Source organism: Pararhodobacter sp. SW119, assembly GCF_017811755.1.
In the GTDB taxonomy this organism is placed as follows: Bacteria; Pseudomonadota; Alphaproteobacteria; order Rhodobacterales; family Rhodobacteraceae; genus Pararhodobacter.
This window is the reverse complement of record NZ_JADDJF010000015.1, coordinates 73,524-91,653: the sequence shown is the minus strand read 5'-3', so window position 1 is coordinate 91,653 and position 18,130 is coordinate 73,524. Positions and strand designations below refer to the sequence as shown.

Annotated in this window: 18 protein-coding genes; 9 read left to right on the top strand and 9 right to left on the bottom strand. The window is 67.1% G+C overall.

Features of this window, described 5'->3' with window-relative positions:
- Window positions 1-124 precede the first annotated feature (124 nt).
- A complete protein-coding gene (locus tag IM708_RS10985) occupies window positions 125-1,147 on the top strand; it encodes a D-cysteine desulfhydrase (protein ID WP_209426572.1) in 1,023 nt (340 codons plus the stop codon).
- Between the two features lie 54 nt (window positions 1,148-1,201).
- A complete protein-coding gene (locus IM708_RS10980) occupies window positions 1,202-1,954 on the top strand; it encodes an amino acid racemase (RefSeq protein ID WP_209426571.1) in 753 nt (250 codons plus the stop codon).
- A 36-nt stretch (window positions 1,955-1,990) separates the two neighbouring features.
- Here IM708_RS10980 and IM708_RS10975 read toward each other — a convergent pair whose 3' ends face one another.
- The 3 genes from IM708_RS10975 to IM708_RS10965 form a co-directional block, all read right to left on the bottom strand.
- Window positions 1,991-2,704: a gamma-glutamyl-gamma-aminobutyrate hydrolase family protein gene (locus tag IM708_RS10975; RefSeq protein ID WP_209426570.1), complete on the bottom strand. Its 714-nt coding sequence runs from the start codon at window positions 2,702-2,704 to the stop codon at window positions 1,991-1,993.
- The gene (locus tag IM708_RS10970; protein WP_209426569.1) at window positions 2,692-3,693 is read right to left on the bottom strand and encodes an amidoligase family protein; all 1,002 of its coding nucleotides are present in this window, start codon (window positions 3,691-3,693) and stop codon (window positions 2,692-2,694) included. The genes IM708_RS10975 and IM708_RS10970 overlap by 13 nt, the downstream gene beginning before the upstream one ends.
- 72 nt (window positions 3,694-3,765) lie before the next feature.
- A complete protein-coding gene (locus tag IM708_RS10965) occupies window positions 3,766-4,050 on the bottom strand; it encodes a hypothetical protein (RefSeq protein WP_209426568.1) in 285 nt (94 codons plus the stop codon).
- Between the two features lie 95 nt (window positions 4,051-4,145).
- Here IM708_RS10965 and IM708_RS10960 point away from each other — a divergent pair, with 95 nt between their 5' ends.
- Window positions 4,146-4,571 carry a gamma-glutamylcyclotransferase family protein gene (locus IM708_RS10960; RefSeq protein ID WP_209426567.1) on the top strand — a complete coding sequence of 142 codons (426 nt, stop codon included), beginning with the start codon at window positions 4,146-4,148 and terminating at the stop codon, window positions 4,569-4,571.
- Here IM708_RS10960 and IM708_RS10955 read toward each other — a convergent pair.
- The 3 genes from IM708_RS10955 to IM708_RS10945 all read right to left on the bottom strand — a co-directional run bounded on the left by IM708_RS10955 (window position 4,568) and on the right by IM708_RS10945 (window position 8,523).
- Window positions 4,568-5,338, bottom strand: a complete 771-nt coding sequence (locus IM708_RS10955; protein WP_209426566.1) for a potassium channel family protein — start codon at window positions 5,336-5,338, stop codon at window positions 4,568-4,570. The two genes, IM708_RS10960 and IM708_RS10955, sit on opposite strands and share 4 nt — an antisense overlap.
- A gap of 55 nt (window positions 5,339-5,393) precedes the next feature.
- Window positions 5,394-6,299 (bottom strand): LysR family transcriptional regulator, encoded by a 906-nt coding sequence (locus IM708_RS10950; protein ID WP_209426565.1) that lies wholly within the window; start codon window positions 6,297-6,299, stop codon window positions 5,394-5,396.
- 205 nt (window positions 6,300-6,504) lie between these two features.
- On the bottom strand, window positions 6,505-8,523 hold the full coding sequence (locus IM708_RS10945; protein ID WP_209426564.1) for an NADPH-dependent 2,4-dienoyl-CoA reductase: 2,019 nt from the start codon (window positions 8,521-8,523) through the stop codon (window positions 6,505-6,507).
- A 131-nt stretch (window positions 8,524-8,654) separates the two neighbouring features.
- Here IM708_RS10945 and IM708_RS10940 point away from each other — a divergent pair, with 131 nt between their 5' ends.
- A complete protein-coding gene (locus tag IM708_RS10940) occupies window positions 8,655-9,551 on the top strand; it encodes a DMT family transporter (protein ID WP_209426563.1) in 897 nt (298 codons plus the stop codon).
- Between the two features lie 3 nt (window positions 9,552-9,554).
- Here the strand turns inward: IM708_RS10940 and IM708_RS10935 are convergent, their stop codons facing one another.
- On the bottom strand, window positions 9,555-10,163 hold the full coding sequence (locus IM708_RS10935; RefSeq protein ID WP_209426562.1) for a hypothetical protein: 609 nt from the start codon (window positions 10,161-10,163) through the stop codon (window positions 9,555-9,557).
- Between the two features lie 7 nt (window positions 10,164-10,170).
- Window positions 10,171-11,904: a dihydroxy-acid dehydratase gene (gene ilvD, locus IM708_RS10930; RefSeq protein ID WP_209426561.1), complete on the bottom strand. Its 1,734-nt coding sequence runs from the start codon at window positions 11,902-11,904 to the stop codon at window positions 10,171-10,173.
- Between the two features lie 274 nt (window positions 11,905-12,178).
- Here ilvD and IM708_RS10925 point away from each other — a divergent pair, with 274 nt between their 5' ends.
- Window positions 12,179-13,351, top strand: coding sequence for an aspartate aminotransferase family protein (locus IM708_RS10925; protein WP_209426560.1), 1,173 nt, complete (start codon window positions 12,179-12,181; stop codon window positions 13,349-13,351).
- 100 nt (window positions 13,352-13,451) lie between these two features.
- Window positions 13,452-14,378, top strand: a complete 927-nt coding sequence (argF, locus tag IM708_RS10920; RefSeq protein WP_209426559.1) for an ornithine carbamoyltransferase — start codon at window positions 13,452-13,454, stop codon at window positions 14,376-14,378.
- A 310-nt stretch (window positions 14,379-14,688) separates the two neighbouring features.
- Here the strand turns inward: argF and IM708_RS10915 are convergent, their stop codons facing one another.
- Entirely contained in the window at window positions 14,689-15,915 is a 1,227-nt protein-coding gene (locus tag IM708_RS10915; RefSeq protein WP_209426558.1) for an argininosuccinate synthase, read from the bottom strand.
- 128 nt (window positions 15,916-16,043) lie between these two features.
- On the opposite strand from IM708_RS10915, the gene IM708_RS10910 reads away from it, so the two are divergent.
- The 3 genes from IM708_RS10910 (at window position 16,044) to IM708_RS10900 (ending at window position 18,112) form a co-directional block, all read left to right on the top strand.
- Complete coding sequence (locus tag IM708_RS10910) at window positions 16,044-16,814, top strand: hypothetical protein (protein ID WP_209426557.1); 771 nt, start codon at window positions 16,044-16,046, stop codon at window positions 16,812-16,814.
- Entirely contained in the window at window positions 16,807-17,241 is a 435-nt protein-coding gene (locus tag IM708_RS10905; protein WP_209426556.1) for a thioesterase family protein, read from the top strand. The genes IM708_RS10910 and IM708_RS10905 overlap by 8 nt, the downstream gene beginning before the upstream one ends.
- Before the next feature lie 214 nt (window positions 17,242-17,455).
- Window positions 17,456-18,112: a GntR family transcriptional regulator gene (locus IM708_RS10900; RefSeq protein ID WP_209426555.1), complete on the top strand. Its 657-nt coding sequence runs from the start codon at window positions 17,456-17,458 to the stop codon at window positions 18,110-18,112.
- Window positions 18,113-18,130 lie beyond the last annotated feature (18 nt).

Here is an 18,130-nt window from a genome sequence, read left to right as displayed (position 1 = left end):
GCGGATGCGTGATCGCTGTGCCATTGCCATGCTCCCGCAATCGGGTCAGTGTCGCACAGGGTGCCGGGCCGACGCGATCATCGGCAAGGCCATGGCGAACCCTTGAAGGACGAAAGGCCGTGACATGCATCTTGCCCGTTTTCCCCGCATCTTCCTCGCGCATCTACCCACACCGCTGGAGCGTCTCGACCGGCTCACCCGCGAACTTGGCGGACCCGAGATCTGGATCAAGCGCGACGATTGCACAGGCCTGTCGACAGGGGGCAACAAGACCCGCAAGCTGGAGTTCCTGATGGCGGAGGCCGAGGTTGCAGGCGCCGAGGTCGTCATGACGCAAGGGGCGATCCAGTCGAACCATGCGCGCCAGACTGCCGCCTTTGCCGCGAAGCTGGGGATGCGCTGCCATATCCTGCTGGAGGATCGCACCGGCTCGACCGATCCGAACTACACCGGGAACGGCAACGTGTTGCTTGACCGACTGCACGGCGCCACGGTCGAGGGGTGCGCGGGCGGATCCGACATGAACGCCGCGCTTGAAGCGGCGGCGGAAAGGCAGCGGCAGCAAGGCGCGAAGGTCTACACCATCCCCGGCGGCGGTTCGAACCCGACCGGTGCGTTGGGCTATGTCAACTGCGCCTTCGAACTTGTCGGGCAATTGAACGACCGCGGGCTTGCCGCCGACCATATCGTCACCGCGACCGGCAGCGCCGGCACGCAGGCAGGGTTGATAGCCGGTCTCCAGGCGATCAACGCCGGCATTCCGTTGCTGGGTATCGGTGTCCGCGCCCCGAAGGAACGGCAAGAGGCCAACGTGTTCACGCTTGCCGCCGCGACTGCGGAAAAGCTGGGCTGTCCCGGCGTCGTGGAACGCGCCGACGTCGTGGCCGATTGCGACTATGTCGGCGAGGGCTACGGCATTCCCCGCACCGATACGATCGAGGCCATCCGCATGTTCGCGGAACTTGAAGGCATCCTCCTGGATCCGGTCTATTCCGGAAAGGGCGCGGCCGGCCTGATCGATCACGTCCGCAAGGGGCGATTCCGCAAGGGCGAGCGCATCGTCTTCCTTCACACTGGCGGCGCCGCGGCGCTTTTTGCCTATGATTCGGCCTTTTCCGAGGCTGCCGCCGCCGTCGTCGCCGCCTGACATGGGTCAGGGTGACGACGACCCAGGCGACGCGCTCGGAAAGGGCAGGCCGTCGTGACCCCGCGCCGCGTCGGGGTCCTCGGCGGCATGGGGCCCGAAGCCACGGTGCTACTGATGCAGCGCCTGATCGCGGCGGTGCCGGCGCGGGATGACGCCGATCACATCCCGCTGATCGTCGACATGAACCCTCAGGTGCCGTCGCGCATCCGCAGATTGATCGAGGGGACGGGCGAGGATCCCGGTCCGGTCCTGGCGTCCATGGCGCGTCGCCTGGAAGCTGCGGGCGCCAGTGCCCTCGCCATGCCCTGCAACACGGCGCATCACTACGCCGACGATATTCGTGCGGCGACACGCTTGCCGTTTATCGACATGGTCGCGCTTTCGGTTGCGCGGGCCGGATCGCTTGCCGGCGATGGCGGGGTTATCGGCGTCCTCGGCTCGCCCGCCCTGCAGCGCATCGGGCTGTTCGACCGGGCACTGGCCGCGGCCGGACTGCGCCCGAACTATCCCGACGATCCCGAGGGGCTGCTTGCCGCGATCCGCTCGATCAAGGCCGAGGGGCCGAACGCCGGCGCGCGCGAGCGCCTGCTCGCGGCGTCGCGCCAGGTGCATGAGGCGGGTGCCGCGGTGCAGATGATCGCCTGCACCGAATTCTCGCTGATCACCGAGGCCGCGGTACCCGAAGCAATCGTCTTCGACACGCTCGATGTACTGGTCGAGGGGATTGTCGCCTTCGCACGGCCCGACCGGATGGCGCATGCCACTGAACATGGGGGCGCGCGAAACTGCATCCGCCCCGATCCCTAGGACCGCGAATCGGTCAGACGCTGCCCGGTCGGCGGTTCACGTCTGTACGGCCGCGGCGTCGATCTGCTGTCCGGTCCGATCCGCAGCCGCCGCAGCCACCAACGCCGCGAAAATCGCCCGCTGCCGCCGCGCGTAGAAAAGATGCTCGGGGTGCCACTGAACACCTAGTGCGAAGGGCGGCACGCAGCGTTCGATCGCCTGCGGCATGCCGCCTTCGTCGCGCGCAACGATCGCCAGGTCTTGGCCCAGGCGGTCGACGGCCTGCGTGTGCAAGGCGTTGACCCGCATCGGGTCGGTGCCGACGATCTGCGCCAGAAGGGTTCCCGCCCGCACCCGCACCGTCTTGCGCGGCAGGATGGTCCAGCGATAGCGGCTGTCGTGGTATTGCGCATAGGCGTTCTGATGCAGGTTGCCGCCAAGCGCGACGTTGAGCATCTGCGCGCCGCGGCAAATGCCCAGAACCGGCTTGCCCTGCTCCAGCGCTTCCATGAGCAAACGGCGCTCCAGCGCATCGCGGTCGGGGTCCAGCCGCGCTGCCGCGACCAGTTGACCCTGATAGAGATCCGGAGAGATGTCGTCACCGCCCCCGACAACCAGGCCATCGACCGCGGCGATATCGGCCTCCCGCGAGGTGTTCCACCGCACCGCGCGACCGCCGGCCAGCCAGACGCTGAACGCAATCAGCGGGAAGACCCGCCAGCCCGTGCGCCGCGATGTCGTCACGCCTATGCGGGGCCTCAGGCGTCCCATATGCGCGCCTCCTGCAATCGCGCCTCGACCATGGGCGGCCAGTCGCCCCGCAAACTGGTGAGCGCCGCGCGGTAGTCGCGCCAGCCCTCCGCCAGATCCTCCAGCAGACCAGGACGCGCGGCGACGCGCTCGATCACACACCAGCGGTTCCACTCGTAGGCCAGCGTCCACTCGGGCTCGTCGATCCGCGCCTCGGGCAGACGATAGTGGAACGCGGGGCGCCCGCCCTTCGTCTTGCCCTTGCCCAGTGCGGCGATCACCTGGTCCTGGCGCAGATGTTCCAGAAGCGGCAGCAGATCGAGGCTTCGGTTCCGAGTGGGCGACAGCGCCAGATAGGTGGCGGTCAGATCGTCGATGCCCCACTGCCCGCCCTCGGCCGCGATCCTGTCGATCAAGGCGCGTGGCCAGGGCGCGATGAACGGAAGGATGCGGCGGGCCAGATCGACCGGCTCGCTTGCCCGCAGCCAATCTTCCAGCAGGGCGAATGCGCGCACCACCGGCAGGATGAAGTCCGCCGACTCGGCGGCAATCTCGGGGTTCAGATGCACGCCAAATCCGAACGCCAGGGCGTCGCGGGTGCCGCGCGCCCCGGCGGCACGCAGCGCGTCCACCAGCGCCTCGGCCTGCGGCAGGTCTTGGGGCGAGAGGGGCGGCGTCACGATTTCGACCGGAACAAGCTCGCCCAGTGTGCCGGCGACGACCTTCTCGGCGGTGGGGTCGCCCAGGGCGATGTCAAGCTCGACCCTGATCTCGCCGAATCGCGTGCCCTCGACCAGCAGAGTGCGCTCGTCCACGGAGCGTACCGCCCCGCCCCATTCCCGCGCAACCAACGCGCCCGCCGCCTCGACCGAAAGCCCGGCGAACTCGATCTCGATACCGATCGCGCGCGGGCGTCCATCCGCGCGCGATGGCCGCGGAAGGGACCAGAAACGGTCGCGCTCGATCCTGCCGGTCACGTCCTGCGAACGGGGCGGATCAGTCGACTGCAAGGCAATTCCGCGATGCGGTGGGAGCGGCCGCTAGCCAGGCCGGCAGATGTCCGGCCTGGAATGCAGCCACGCTCACTTGAAGTGGCGAGAGGCGTTCTGGAAACCTTCGTTGATGACCTTCCATGAGTCCACGAAGCTCTTGTTCATGTCGTCCCAGGCCTTTTCCGAGGCGAGGCGTGCCTCGCGCATCTTCTCCTCGGCCTCATCGCGGCGCTGGCGCATCTCCTTGATCTGCTCATCGTAGCGGATGCGGGCGTCGGCCTCGGCCTTCTTGGCCTGGGCTTGCATCTCGTCGATCTGCGCGTTCCAACTGTCGAGTTGCGCCTTGATCTTGTCGATATAGGCTTGACGGTCCATAAGCTGCCCTCCCCAATGAATGTGGACGCAGTGTGGCACAATCGGGCCGAACTGCAAATCCCTGCCGGAAACCCCACCCGTGACAAGGGGACACGATGCGCCGTCTGCTGCTGCTGATCATCGCAATGGCCCTGACGATTGCCCTGGCTCTGGGCGTGATCTGGCGCACGCCGGTCTTTCTGCCGCAACTGACCGAAGCCGCGCCCGCCATCCCGGTCGGCGACCAGCGCGTCTTCGGCTACGCGACACTGACGAATCCGCTGGTGCGCAGCGTCGTGGCCGGGCGCTGGCTGCCCGGCGAAGCGGTCGTGTTGCCTGGCTTCGAGCGGGTGGGGCGTCACCTTGTCGAAGCCCCCGAGACCCGCGTTCCCGGCATCGTCTTCACCGTCGACCCTGCGGCGCTGGAACGGATCGACCGCTATGAACGAGCGGGCGAGCGCTACATGCGCCGGCTCAAGACCCTGGCCGATGGCAGCGAAGCCTGGGTGTACCGCCTGATCGACGGGGAAAGCGCGCGTTAGTTCACCCCGTGGGTGGCGATCTTCACGGTCTCGCCGCAATGCTTGCAATGCACCGCGTCGGGGTCATGCCGGTCCAGACCGCAGTTGGTGCAGCGATGGGCGACCTTGGCCGGTACGAAAATCGCGCGCGCCAGCCGGAAGAACAGCGCCACGCCGACCACCATCATGACCACCGACAGGATGCGCCCGCCTGACGATTCCATGACGATATCGCCGTAGCCTGTCGTCGTCAGCGTGGCGACCGTGAAGTAAAGCGCATCGACATACGCACCATAGCCCGGTTCGGCGTCGAAATGCACCACGAAGACCAGCGACGTCGAAACAAGGATGAAGACCAGCAGGTTCACCGCCGCCACGATGGCAGGCTCGTATTCGCGGAAGAGCGCGACATCGCGTCGAAGATCGCCAAGCACCTGATAGGAATGGATCAACCGCAAGGAGCGCAGCACCTTCAGAAATGCCAGGTTCGCGCCGATCAGCGGTTCCGCGATCAGCGAAAGGATGACGATGACATCGGCCAGTGTATAGACCTGCCGCAAGAGACGCCGGCGGTCGGGCGCGGTCCAGATGCGGGCGATCAGATCGAACAGGATCAGGGTGCCGATCACGGCCTCGGCCACGTTGATCGCGGGCGTCGCCTCCAGCGGCGCGGTGGCGACGAAAAAGGCGATGGTGACAAGGTCCAGCCCGATCAGCGCGTATCGGAAACGCGCCGCGCCGACCGACCGGCCGAAATAGAGTTCCCTGATCCTTGTTTTCAGCGCCATGCCATCCCTGCCTTTCGGCGCAGGATGCCCGCAAACCCGGTCGCTGTCACGGTCCCTACCAGTTGTCGGGGCCGCGTTCGGCAAACTGCGACATCAGGAAATCGACGAAGGCGCGGACCTTGGGCTGGGTGAAGCGCCCCGGTGGGTGCACTGCGAAAATACCCAGCCGCGTCCTTGGCAGATCGGGAAGGACATCCACGACCTCGCCCCGCTCCATCGCAGCGTGATAGAGGAAACTCGGCAGGTACGCGATTCCCAGGCCCCGGGTCGCGGCGTTGAGCAGCGACTGCCCGTCGTTCACCGACAGATGGCCGGTCCCCCTGACCTGCCTCTCCTCGCCCGACGGACCGATCAGCCGCCAGAGATTGGCGCTGGCATGGTTGCCGTGGTGCAGAAGGCGATGCTGCGCCAGATCCTCGATCCGCTGCGGGCGCCCGTTCTGCTGCAGGTAGTTCGGCGATGCGATCAGCCGCCGGGTCGTCTCGGTTATCTTGTGGCTGCGCAGGCTCGAATCCTCGGCCTCGCCGACGCGCACAGCCATGTCGAACCCCTCGGAGATCAGTTCGACATAGCGGTTGTTGAGCACCATCTGCACGCTGACATCCGGGCATTCGGTGAAGAAAGCATCCAGACGGGGCGACAGCAGCGTCACCCCGAAGTCCGTCGCCACCGACAGCCGCAACACGCCCGAGGGCGCGGACTGCATGGCGGTAACGATCCTGTCGGCCTCGCCCGCGTCGGTCAGCACGCGCCGCGCGCGATCGTAGTAGACCAGCCCGATCTCGGTCGGGCTGACGCGCCGCGTGGTTCGGTTCAGAAGCCGCGCACCCAAGCGCGCCTCGAGCGAGGAAACATGCTTCGAGACAGCCGATTTCGATATGCCCAGCTTGCGGGCAGCATCGGTGAACCCGCCATGGTCCACGACGGCCGCGAAGGCCTCCATCTCGGTCAAACGGTCCATGGATGCTCTGTTCTGATTTCGGAAACAACTCGTTTCCGTTAGACCGTTTAATTCCGGCATCATTAAGAGCCGTCCGCGGCATGGTTAAGGCAAGATCAAGACAATTTTCGGCCAATCCGCCAGAATTGCCGCAATCTCGCCACAATTGCCCACGCCATCGCCCCCGAAGCGCCGCAGCCTTGCCGAAATCGGATCTGTTTTGGGCTCAGAGCACGGCAGCCAGGCGCGCGCCCTGGTCGATGGCCCGCTTCGCGTCAAGCTCGGCTGCGACATCCGCGCCGCCGATTACGTGAACGCGTTTACCATCCCCGCCCAATGCATCCGCCAGATCGCGCAGGCTTTTCTGCCCCGCGCAGAGCACGATCGTATCGACCTCCAGCAGTTGATCGCCCTTCGCGGTGCCGAGGACGATCCCGTCATCGGTAATCTCGCGGTAGTCCACGCCGCCGAGCATCTTCACCCCGCGCGCGGCAAGACTGGCCCGATGGATCCAGCCCGTGGTCTTGCCAAGTCGTTTTCCCGGCTTCTCCTTCTTGCGTTGAAGCAGCGTGACTGCCCGGGCTGCGGGCGGTCGTTGCGGCTTTGCCAGCCCGCCGGGGCACTCGGCGGGGTCCGTCACACCCCATTCGCGCTTCCATTCCTCCAGATCGAGGGTCGGGCTCTCGCCTTCCTGCGTCAAGAACTCGGCGACATCGAAGCCGATCCCACCCGCGCCGATGATCGCCACGCGCGACCCGACCGCAGCCCCGCCGCGCAGGACGTCGATGTAGCTCAGCACATGCGCCGCCGCCTGCCCCGGAATCTGCGGATCGCGCGGCTTAACGCCCGTGGCGATCACCACCTCGTCGAAGTCCCGCAGCGCCGCGACATCGGCGTCGGTGCCCAGACGCAAAACGACGCCCGCGCGCCGCACCATCCGCTCGAACCACTCGACCAGCCCGTTGAATTCCTCTTTCCCCGGAATCACGCGCGCCATGTTGAGTTGGCCGCCGATACGGCTGTCGCGCTCAAAGAGCGTCACACGATGGCCACGCTGCGCGGCGACCATCGCCGCCATCAGCCCGGCAGGACCGGCCCCCACGACCGCGATCGATTTCGGCGTCTCGGTCGGCAGGTAGTTCAGTTCGGTCTCGTGGGCGGCGCGCGGATTGACCAGGCAGGTCGCGATCTTGCCCTGGAACGTGTGATCCAGACAGGCCTGATTGCAGGCGATGCAGGGCGTGATCTCGTCGCCACGACCCGCCGCGGCCTTCTGCACGAAATACGCGTCGGCCAGAAACGGACGCGCCATCGAGACCATGTCGGCGCAGCCTTCGGCCAGCACCGCCTCGGCCACCTCGGGTGTGTTGATCCGGTTCGAGGTGATGACCGGAATCCCGACCTCCCCCCTCAGCTTGCCGGTCACCCAGGCAAAGGCGCGCCGCGGAACCGAGGTGGCGATGGTCGGCACCCTTGCCTCGTGCCAGCCGATGCCGGTGTTCAGGATGGTCGCGCCCGCCCCCTCGACCGCTTTCGCCAGTTGCAGGATCTCGTCCCACCGCTGTCCGTTGGGCACAAGGTCCAGTAGGGAGATGCGGTAGATGACGATGAAATCCGGCCCCACCGCATCGCGCACCCGGCGCACGACCTCGACCGCCAGGCGCATCCGGTTCTCGTAGCTGCCGCCCCACCGGTCGCTGCGGCGGTTGGTGTGCAGGCTCAGGAACTGGTTGATCAGGTACCCTTCCGAGCCCATCACCTCGACCCCGTCATACCCCGCTTCGCGCGCGCGTTTCGCGGCCGTCGCGAAATCGGCGATCTGCTTCTCGATCCCCGCCTCGTCCAGTTCGCGCGGCACGAAGGGCGAAATGGGTGCCTTGATCGCCGAGGCGCCAACACACTCGACGCCATAGGCATAGCGGCCGGCATGCAGGATCTGCATCGCGATCATGCCGCCCGCCGCATGCACGCGGTCCGTGACCATCCGGTGATTGGCGATATCCGCATCGGAAAAAAGCCCCGCGGCACCCGGCAGGACCGCACCCTCGGTATTGGGGGCCATACCGCCAGTGACGATCAGCGCGGCACCCCCGGCCGCACGTTCGGCATAGTAGCTCGCCACGCGCTCCCAGTCGCCGCGCTCTTCCAGCCCGGTATGCATCGACCCCATCAGGACGCGGTTCTTCAACCGGGTGAATCCCAGGTCGAGCGGAGCAAGAAGATGCGGATAGGGCGTGGCGGTCATGACGTCCCTCGGTTTTCGAAAAGCAGGTGCAGAGTGTCAGGCCAGCGTTACGGGTATGCAGCGGAATGTCACGCCGAACCTTGCGTCAGCGTGATCTCGACGCTGCGCGGGAAAACTGTCAAGACCGCGCCATGGAACTCTGGGTCGCCATCACAATTCTTGCCGCGGCGATTCAGACCGTGCGCTTCATGCTGCAGAAGCGGCTCAAGGGGCTTGGCCTGTCGACGGGCGGCGCGACGTTCTCGAGGTTCCTGTTTGCCGCCCCGCTTGCGGCGGCCGGCGCCTTCCTGTCGCTGATGCACCATGGGATCGGCCTGCCCGACCTGAGCGTTGCCTTCTGGGCCTTTGCCCTGTCCGGCGGCGTCGCGCAGATCATCGCCACCTTCTGCACCGTCGCGCTTTTTTCCGAACGCTCCTTCGCGGTGGGCATCGCCTTCACCAAGACCGAAACCATCCTGGTCGCCGCCTTTTCGGCGCTGCTGCTGGGCGAGGCGGTGTCGGCTCCGGGCCTCGTCGCCATCCTCGTGGGCACGCTGGGTGTGCTGATGCTGTCCTGGCCGGTGCAGGGATGGCGGTCAGGCGGGCTTTTCAACCGCGCCATGCTGCTGGGGCTTCTTGCTGGCGGGTTCTTCGGCCTGTCGGCAATCGGCTATCGCGGGGCCACGCTGGAGATCGCGCATGACGATGCGCTGCTACGCGCCCTGATTGCCCTGGCCTGCGTGACCGCCAGCCAGACGTTAATGATGGCGCTCTGGCTGCGCTGGCGCGAACCGGGCGAGCTTGGCCGCGTGCTTCGCGCCTGGCGCGCGACCGCACCGGTGGGTGTGACCGGCGTTCTGGGCAGCGCCGGGTGGTTCCTTGCCTTCGCGCTGCAGAACGCCGCCTATGTGCGCAGCCTGGGACAGATCGAGCTGATCTTCTCGATCCTCGCCTCGGTGCTTGTCTTTCGTGAACGCGCGCGGGCTATCGAAATCGCGGGCATGGCGGTGCTGGCGGTCTCGATCATCATGATCGTGACACTGGCCTGACCGCTATTGGTTCGCCGCGCGCATCTCGCGGACAAATCCGCGAAGGGTCGTCAAGCCCAGCTCGGCGCCTGCCGGATGCCGGCGCGAAGACAGCACCGACAAGGTCACGATCCGGTCCGCGATCGGCAGGATCGCGCGCCAGTAGCCCGCGTCGAAGGCCTCGGGATTGCCGCTGTCGCGGATCGTCAGCCAGATTGCCCCGTCATCGACCTGCGCGCCCTCGATCGCGACATCCTCGGCCCGGCCTGTCCGGCTCAACTGCGCGCGGCCGGTGTCGCTGGCGATGAAACCCGCCAGGCCTTCCAGCGCGCCCTGGCCCCCGCCGACTGGCGCCTCCACCGCGGTGACGGTGGCGCTCAACACGGGGGCCGGCCGTGGCGCCGCCTGGCAGCGCAGCAGAAAGACGAAAACCTGCGACCCGTTCTCGCGCACCGAGGATGTGTCGACGCAGTACCCTGACGGGCCGGCGATCGTCACCTGCCCGCCAAGAACCGGCAGGCTGGTGGGGCCCGGCGCCGTATTTCGGCCCGAGAACCCCGCCAGCGGCGCGGATTCGAAACACCCCGCCAGCAACAGAACCAACCCGCCCAGCAGCCCGAGGCGCCGGCGCATCGGCGCGTCAGAGGTCCATGTAGACATGGACTTCGGCGCCCCCGCCGGGGTGCGTCACCGCCCCCTTCCGGGCCCCGCCGACAAGTTGCGCATATTTCCAGAGCGACCCGCTGGCGTAAATCGTCGGACGCGGTCCCTGCCAATCGGCCTTGCGCCGTTCCAGCTCGTCGTCCGACAGATCGACCGAAAGCTCGCCCCTGATCGCGTCGATGGTCACCTTGTCGCCGTTCTTCAGCAATGCGATCGGCCCGCCATGCGCCGCCTCGGGGCCGACATGGCCGACGCAGAACCCCCGCGTCGCGCCGGAAAAACGCCCATCGGTGATCAGCGCAACCTTCTTGCCCATGCCTTGCCCGCTAAGCGCGGCGGTGGTGGCCAGCATCTCGCGCATGCCGGGGCCGCCTGCGGGGCCCTCGTTGCGGATGACGATCACTTCGCCTTCCTCGTACTCCCGCGCCTTGACGGCGGCGAAGGCGTCTTCCTCGCAGTCGAAGACGCGCGCGGGGCCGGTGAAGACCTGCTCTTCCTCGGACATGCCCGCGACCTTCACGATGGCGCCTTCGGGGGCGAGGTTGCCCTTCAGCCCCACGACGCCGCCGGTCTTGGTGATCGGCGTGGCGGCGGGGTAGATCACGCGGCCGTCGGCCTCGCGCTTCACCAGGTCCAGTTCCTCGCCCATGGTTCGGCCGGTGGCGGTGATGCAATCCTCGTGCACCAGGCCCTGCTTGCGCAATTCGTTCATCACCACCGGCACGCCGCCAGCTTCGTACATATCCTTTGCCACGTATTTGCCGCCCGGCTTCAGGTCGACGAAATACGGCGTGTCGCGGAAGATGTCGCAGACGTCGAAGAGGTCGAAGTCGATCCCGGCCTCGTGCGCGATGGCGGGCAGGTGGAGGCCCGCGTTGGTCGATCCCCCGGTGCAGGCCACGACTCGCGCGGCGTTTTCCAGCGCCTTGCGGGTGACGATGTCGCGGGCGCGGATGTTCTTCTCCAGCAGCTTCATCACCGCGACGCCCGAAGCTTCGCAATACTGGTCGCGGCTCTCGTAGGGCGCGGGCGCGCCGCTGGAATTCGGCAGCGCCAGGCCAACGGCCTCGGACACGCAGGCCATGGTGTTGGCGGTGAACTGCCCGCCGCAGGCCCCCGCGCTGGGGCAGGCGATGCGTTCCAGTATCTCCAGTTCCGCATCCGAGTAGTTGCCCGCCTGGTGCTTGCCCACCGCCTCGAACACGTCCTGCACGGTCACGTCCTGCCCGTTCAGCCGGCCCGGCAAGATCGAGCCGCCGTAGATGAAGACCGACGGCGTGTTCAGCCGCACCATCGCCATCATCATCCCCGGCAGCGACTTGTCGCAGCCCGCCAGCCCGACGATGGCGTCGTAGCAATGCCCGCGCATGGTCAGCTCGACCGTATCCGCGATCGCCTCGCGCGAGGCCAGCGACGACCGCATCCCCTCGTGCCCCATGGCGATGCCGTCGGTCACGGTGATGGTGGTGAACTCGCGCGGGGTACCGCCGCTTTTCTTGACGCCGTGCTTGACCACCTGCGCCTGCCGGTTCAGCGCGATGTTGCAGGGCGCCGCCTCGTTCCAGCAGGTCGCGACACCGACCCAGGGCGCGTGGATCTCCTCCTCGGAAATGCCCATCGCGTAGAAATACGACCGATGCGGCGCGCGGGCCGGCCCCTCGGTCACATGGCGGCTGGGCAGTTTCGACTTGTCGAAGCGCTGATTGGTCATGGCGGTCCCTCCCGGCAACTGGCTGAGCGAAGGGATAAAGAATGCCCCCGACAGGGGCAAGGTGGCAAAGCGCACGCACCCCCCGGCGTTTTCCCGTCGACAACCCGCGCCGGCCACGCTAAGCAATCGCCATGATCGCTCGCACCGCATCCCGCGCCCTCCTGCGACGCCGACGCCCCCGCGGCTGACGGCCGATCCCGACTGCCCCCTCATTCCGTGCGTTGACTTGCCCCGGCGGCTTTGGCACCTCTGGGCCCTCTTTCAGGAACCTGCGATGATCCCCTCCGTCCTGCCCACCTACAACCGTACGCCGCTCACTTTCGTGAAGGGCGAAGGCTCCTGGCTGACCGACGCAAGCGGCCGCCGCTTTCTGGACCTCGGCGCCGGCATTGCCGTCAACGCGCTGGGTCACGCGCACCCGGCACTGGTGCAGGCCCTGGGCGAACAGGCCGCGCAACTCTGGCACGTTTCGAACCTTTACGAAATTCCCCAGCAGCAGGCGCTGGCCGACGCGCTGGTCGACGCGACCTTCGCCGACAGCGTCTTCTTCACCAACTCGGGCACCGAGGCTGCGGAACTCGCGATCAAGATGATCCGCCGCTTCTGGCACGACGCCGGTCAGGACCGCCCCACGATCCTGACCTTCGAGGGCGCCTTTCACGGCCGCTCCACTGGCGCCATCGCCGCGGCCGGATCGGCCAAGATGACCGACGGCTTCGGACCGCTGATGCCCGGCTTCAAGACCCTGCCCTGGGGCGACCATGACGCCTTCGAGGCCGCGATGGACGACAGCGTCGCCGCCGTCCTGATCGAACCGATCCAGGGCGAAGGCGGCATCCGGCCCCTGCCCGAGGCTTGCCTGAAGGGCCTGCGCGCCGCCTGTGACAAGACCGGGGCGCTCCTCGTGCTGGACGAGGTGCAATGCGGCATGGGGCGCACCGGCCGGCTCTTCGCGCATGAATGGGCCGGCATCGCGCCCGACATCATGATGGTCGCCAAGGGCATCGGCGGCGGCTTTCCCCTGGGCGCGGTCCTGGCGAGCGAACGCGCCGCGGCCTGCATGACCGCCGGCACCCACGGCTCCACCTATGGCGGCAACCCGCTCGCCTGCGCCGTGGGGCTGAAGGTCATGGAAATCGTCGCCGACCCGGCCTTCCTAGCCGAGGTGACGCGCAAGTCCGGCCTCCTGCGCCAGAAGCTCGAGGGGCTCGTCGCCGCGCATCCCGACGCCTTCGAGGCGGTGCGCGGCACCGGCCTGATGCTGGGCCTGAAATGCGCCCGTCCCAACACCGATCTCGTCGCCGCGGCGCGCGACGCGGGCCTTCTGGTCGTGCCCGCCGCCGACAACGTCATCCGCCTCCTGCCCGCCCTCAACATCCCCGACGCCGACCTGGCCGAGGCCGTCTCCCGCCTCGACCACGCCGCCGCCGCGCTGGAGACCGCCTGACCCCTCCGATTTTCTGTCCACAAATATCCCGGGGGTGAAGTCGCGCGCCGCGCGACGAGGGGGCAGCGCCCCCTTCCCCGGTCCCGAACAGGCCCTTGCCATGAACCATTTCCTCGACATCCACGCCACCGACGCCGATGCCCTGCGCGCCATGATCGACCAGGCGCGCGCGATGAAGTCGGCGCGCGACGGTCGCGGCCGCGCCGCACCCGACGACACGCAGCCGCTGGCCGGCAAGATGGTGGCGCTGATCTTCGAGAAACCCTCGACCCGCACGCGCGTCAGCTTCGACGTCGGTGTGCGGCAGATGGGCGGGCAGACGATGGTCCTGTCGGGGGCCGAACTGCAACTGGGTCATGGCGAAACCATCGCCGACACGGCGCGGGTGCTGTCACGCTTCGTCGATCTGATCATGATCCGCACCTACGAGGAGTCGGTGCTGCAGGAACTCGCCGAATACGCCAGCGTGCCGGTCATCAACGGACTGACCAACCGCACCCATCCCTGCCAGATCATGGCCGACTTGCTGACCTACGAGGAGCATCGCGGCCCGATCGCGGGCCGGAAGGTGGTCTGGTCGGGCGACGGCAACAATGTCTGCGCCTCGTTCCTGCACGCGGCCGGGCAGTTCGGGTTCGATTTCACCTTCACCGGCCCGCCAACCCTCGACCCCGAGGCCGAGTTCATCCGCTTCGCCCGCGATCGCGGCAGCAAGGTCGAGATCACGCGCGACCCGATGGAAGCGGTCGCCGGCGCCGATCTCGTCGTCACCGATACCTGGGTCTCGATGCACGACAGCCAGTCCACCAAGGAACGCCGCCACAACCAGTTGCGCGCCTATCAGGTGAACGAGCGGCTGATGGCGGCCGCGAAGCCCGACGCGCTGTTCATGCACTGCCTGCCCGCCCACCGCGAGGACGAGGTGACGAACGCCGTCATGGACGGCCCGCAATCGGTGATCTGGGACGAGGCCGAAAACCGCCTCCACGCCCAGAAGGCGATCATGCGCTGGTGCCTGGGCGTCTGACCGCCGGACGCGTCCCGGTCGCGCGTCGGCACCGACGGCGTGCAAATTTGCACGCTTCGGCATACCCTTGAAATCGCTGCGCGAATTCGCCCCGTTAACCGCAACGAAAGGTCTGCGCCCCGCGTCGCGCCGGGGTGCGGAGGCCCACGCCCGAAACAGTTGTTACCCTGGCGTCCGCGCGCCTTCCCGTGGCCGCAACGAAAGTTTCATTGCGGTAAACGGCGCCGGATAGTTTCTTATTTTCAGTGACTTGCAGAAGTGCGCAAATTTGCGCACCACGCAGGTCGGGCGGGCCATCGGCGGCCGGGGTTCAGCCGCCCAGCCGCCGGTTCCGCGCCGCGATCAGCTTCAGCCGCAGCGCGTTCAGCCGGATGAAGCCCGCCGCGTCCTTCTGGTCGTAGGCGCCGGCATCGTCCTCGAAGGTGACATGCGCCTCGGAATAGAGACTCATCTCGGACCAGCGCGCCACCGTCCGCGCCGCCCCCTTGTAGAGCTTGACACGCACCGTCCCGGTCACATGCTCCTGGCTGCGGTCGATGGCGGCCTGCAGCATCTCGCGCTCGGGGCTGAACCAGAAGCCGTTGTAGATCAATTCCGCATAGCGCGGCATCAGCGCGTCCTTCAGATGCCCCGCGCCCGAATCGAGCGTGATCTGCTCGATCCCGCGATGCGCCTCCAACAGGATCGTGCCGCCCGGCGTCTCGTAGATGCCGCGCGATTTCATGCCGACGAAGCGGTTTTCCACCAGGTCCAGCCGCCCGACCCCGTGCTTGCCGCCCAGTTCGTTCAGCTTCGTCAGGATTTCGGCGGGCGACATCGCCTGCCCGTCGATGGCGACCGCATCGCCCCGCTCAAACGAAATCTCGACCATCTCGGGCGTATCCGGCGCGTCCTCGGGGTGGACGGTGCGCTGATAGACATAGTCCGGCGCCTCCTGCCCCGGGTCTTCCAGCACCTTGCCCTCGGACGAGGTGTGCAGCAGGTTCGCGTCGACCGAGAACGGTGCCTCCCCGCGCTTGTCCCTGGCGATGGGGATCTGGTGCGCCTCGGCGAATTCCAGCAGTTTCGTGCGGCTGGTCAGGTCCCATTCGCGCCACGGCGCGATGACCTTGATGTCGGGGTTGAGCGCGTAGGCCGACAATTCGAACCGCACCTGATCGTTGCCCTTGCCGGTGGCGCCATGGGCGACCGCATCGGCGCCGGTCTCGGCCGCGATCTCGACCAGCCGCTTGGAGATCAGCGGCCGCGCGATGGAGGTGCCGAGCAGGTAGAGCCCCTCGTAAAGCGCGTTCGCCCGCATCATCGGGAAGACGAAGTCGCGCACGAATTCCTCGCGCACGTCCTCGATGTGGATGTTCTCGGGCTTGATGCCCAGAAGTTCGGCCTTCTTGCGCGCCGGCTCCAGCTCCTCGCCCTGGCCCAGGTCGGCGGTGAAGGTCACCACCTCGCAGCCGTATTCGGTCTGCAGCCATTTCAGGATGATCGAGGTATCGAGGCCGCCCGAATAGGCGAGCACCACTTTCTTCGGCGCGGACATGGGGCACTCCTGCAAAAAGTCGCGCTTCAGCTATCCGCTTTGTCCGCCCCGCGCAACACCCGCCAACCGGTTGACAGCGCCCACAGGCGCCGCCTTACTGCGGCCGTCCCGAGAAAGAGCGAGCCGCGATGCTGGGAATACGAATTCTGCTTCATGCGATCCGGATGGTCACGGACAATCCGGGTCCGGCGCTGCGCATCTCGGTGGTTCCGATGGCGGTGCTGCTGGCCGCGACGCTTGCGCTGGGGGGCGCCAGCACGATGTTCCTGGATCCGGAAAGCGCCGCGCGGCCGGGCCGGGCGGGCGCCATGGCGGTGCTGATGCTGCTGCAACTGGGCGCGACCCTCTGGATCGCGGTCGGCTGGCATCGATACATCCTGCTGGAGGAAGCGCCCGAGGGCTTCATCCCCCGATTTCATGGCGCGGCGATGCTGTCCTATCTCTGGGCCGGCATCATCTTCTCGCTGGTGCTGATGCTGGTCGCGATCCCCTTTGCCTTGCTTGCGGGGCTGATCGTCGGGCCCGTTGTCGTCGCCGATCAGGGGGCGGTCCGCGGGCCGGTCGGACTGATCCTGTTTCTGCTGGTCTGGCTGCCGGTCGCCTATATCTCCTACCGCATCTCGCCCATCCTGCCGTCTGCGGCCACGGGCAAGCGCCTGCCGCTGAACGAAGCCTGGTACGCCACCGGGACGGGCGGCGGCGCATTCCTGGTGCTGGCGGTCGCGTCGGTCCTGCTGGTCTGGGTCCTGAACCTGCCGACCGGGATCCTGACCCCGGTGTCGGTGCCGCTGGCGCTGATCTGGGCATTTGCGGTGCAATGGGCGGTCACACTGGTCGGGGCAAGCGTGCTGACCACAATCCACGGTCACTTTGTAGAAAAGCGGGAACTGCATGCCTGAGCCGGATCGACTGGAACTCTTGCGCGGGGTGGTTCACCCCTGGCATCACGACATCTTCGGCCACATGAACGTCCGCCACTACGCGCCCTTCTTCGATGACGCGAGCTTTCACTTCTATTCCCGGCTGGGACTGAACCTGGCCGAGATGATGGCGGCGCATGGCGTGCACATGGTCAGCGCGAAGGCCGAGACGAATTTCCTGCAGGAGTTGAAGGCCGGCGATCTGTTCGTGATCGACGGCGGGGTGGCGCGGATCGGCAACCGCTCGATGGTGCTGAAGCTGCGGATGGTCCATGCCGAGACGGGCGCGGTGCATGCGACCTACGATCTGACCGAGGTCTTCTTCGACCCGAAGACCCGCCGATCCGCCCCCATGCCCGAGGCGGTGCGGGCGCGGCTGCAGGCGCATCTGATGCCGGACGGATGACGCCGGGCGGGGCCGACTGAGGCCGAAAAGGGGTTGGTCCGCCAGCGGACCGAAGCCTTGTTCATTGATTTCATGTGATATAAGTCGTGATCGCAACCTTTGGGTAACCTTTTCCGGGGCCTGTACGGGACGCTTGGCGCAGGGCACCACTAGGCAGCGGCGCGGGGAAGGGCTATCTCTGGCGCGATTTGATCACTTTCCGGCGGTTGCCCCGATGGACACGATCCCCGCTTCGGCCCGACTGCCCGAACACGAGACCACCTATCGCCGCCTGCGCGAGATGATCCTGTTCGGCGTGCTGGCGCCGGGGCAGAAGGTGACGATACAGGGTATCGTGCGCGCGCTCGGGTCCGGCATGACCCCGGTGCGCGAGGCGATCCGGCGGCTGACGGCGGAAGGCGCGCTGACGCTTCATGAAAACCGTCGCGTGTCGGTCCCGCGGCTGGCGGCCACACAACTGGACGAGCTGGCCTTCGCACGGCAACTTCTGGAACCGCAACTGGCGCGGATGGCGCAGGCGCGCATGACACAGGCCACGATCGAGGCGTTGACTGAGATCGACAGTCAGCTGGACCGCGCCATCGAGGCTGGTGACGTGCCTGCCTATCTGGCCTGCAACTACAGGTTTCACTTCACGCTCTACGAAGCTGCGGAGGCGCCGATCCTGCTGGCGCTGACCCAGTCGCTCTGGCTGCGCTTCGGACCCTCGCTGAGGGTGGTGATCGAAAGCGGTGGCCATGCCGGACCCGACCGCCACCGCGACGGGTTGCGCGCGCTGCGCGCGGGCGATCCCGAGGCGCTGGCCGAGGCGATTGCCGCCGATGCCGGGCAAGGCCTGGAGCGCGTGCGCGCCGCGCTGGGGGAGAATTGAGCGCTGTGCTCGGCCCGA

What these genes read in the sequence shown, in the direction of transcription:
- IM708_RS10975 (WP_209426570.1), bottom strand. Translation starts at nt 2,704, where the DNA reads ATGGGACGCCTGAGGCCCCGCATAGGCGTGACGACATCGCGGCGCACG.
- IM708_RS10905 (WP_209426556.1), top strand. Translation starts at nt 16,807, where the DNA reads ATGCCTGAGCCGGATCGACTGGAACTCTTGCGCGGGGTGGTTCACCCC.
- IM708_RS10945 (WP_209426564.1), bottom strand. Translation starts at nt 8,523, where the DNA reads ATGACCGCCACGCCCTATCCGCATCTTCTTGCTCCGCTCGACCTGGGA.
- IM708_RS10940 (WP_209426563.1), top strand. Translation starts at nt 8,655, where the DNA reads ATGGAACTCTGGGTCGCCATCACAATTCTTGCCGCGGCGATTCAGACC.
- IM708_RS10950 (WP_209426565.1), bottom strand. Translation starts at nt 6,299, where the DNA reads ATGGACCGTTTGACCGAGATGGAGGCCTTCGCGGCCGTCGTGGACCAT.
- ilvD (WP_209426561.1), bottom strand. Translation starts at nt 11,904, where the DNA reads ATGACCAATCAGCGCTTCGACAAGTCGAAACTGCCCAGCCGCCATGTG.
- IM708_RS10925 (WP_209426560.1), top strand. Translation starts at nt 12,179, where the DNA reads ATGATCCCCTCCGTCCTGCCCACCTACAACCGTACGCCGCTCACTTTC.
- IM708_RS10965 (WP_209426568.1), bottom strand. Translation starts at nt 4,050, where the DNA reads ATGGACCGTCAAGCCTATATCGACAAGATCAAGGCGCAACTCGACAGT.
- IM708_RS10935 (WP_209426562.1), bottom strand. Translation starts at nt 10,163, where the DNA reads ATGCGCCGGCGCCTCGGGCTGCTGGGCGGGTTGGTTCTGTTGCTGGCG.
- IM708_RS10900 (WP_209426555.1), top strand. Translation starts at nt 17,456, where the DNA reads ATGGACACGATCCCCGCTTCGGCCCGACTGCCCGAACACGAGACCACC.
- IM708_RS10985 (WP_209426572.1), top strand. Translation starts at nt 125, where the DNA reads ATGCATCTTGCCCGTTTTCCCCGCATCTTCCTCGCGCATCTACCCACA.
- IM708_RS10915 (WP_209426558.1), bottom strand. Translation starts at nt 15,915, where the DNA reads ATGTCCGCGCCGAAGAAAGTGGTGCTCGCCTATTCGGGCGGCCTCGAT.
- IM708_RS10910 (WP_209426557.1), top strand. Translation starts at nt 16,044, where the DNA reads ATGCTGGGAATACGAATTCTGCTTCATGCGATCCGGATGGTCACGGAC.
- IM708_RS10960 (WP_209426567.1), top strand. Translation starts at nt 4,146, where the DNA reads ATGCGCCGTCTGCTGCTGCTGATCATCGCAATGGCCCTGACGATTGCC.
- IM708_RS10955 (WP_209426566.1), bottom strand. Translation starts at nt 5,338, where the DNA reads ATGGCGCTGAAAACAAGGATCAGGGAACTCTATTTCGGCCGGTCGGTC.
- argF (WP_209426559.1), top strand. Translation starts at nt 13,452, where the DNA reads ATGAACCATTTCCTCGACATCCACGCCACCGACGCCGATGCCCTGCGC.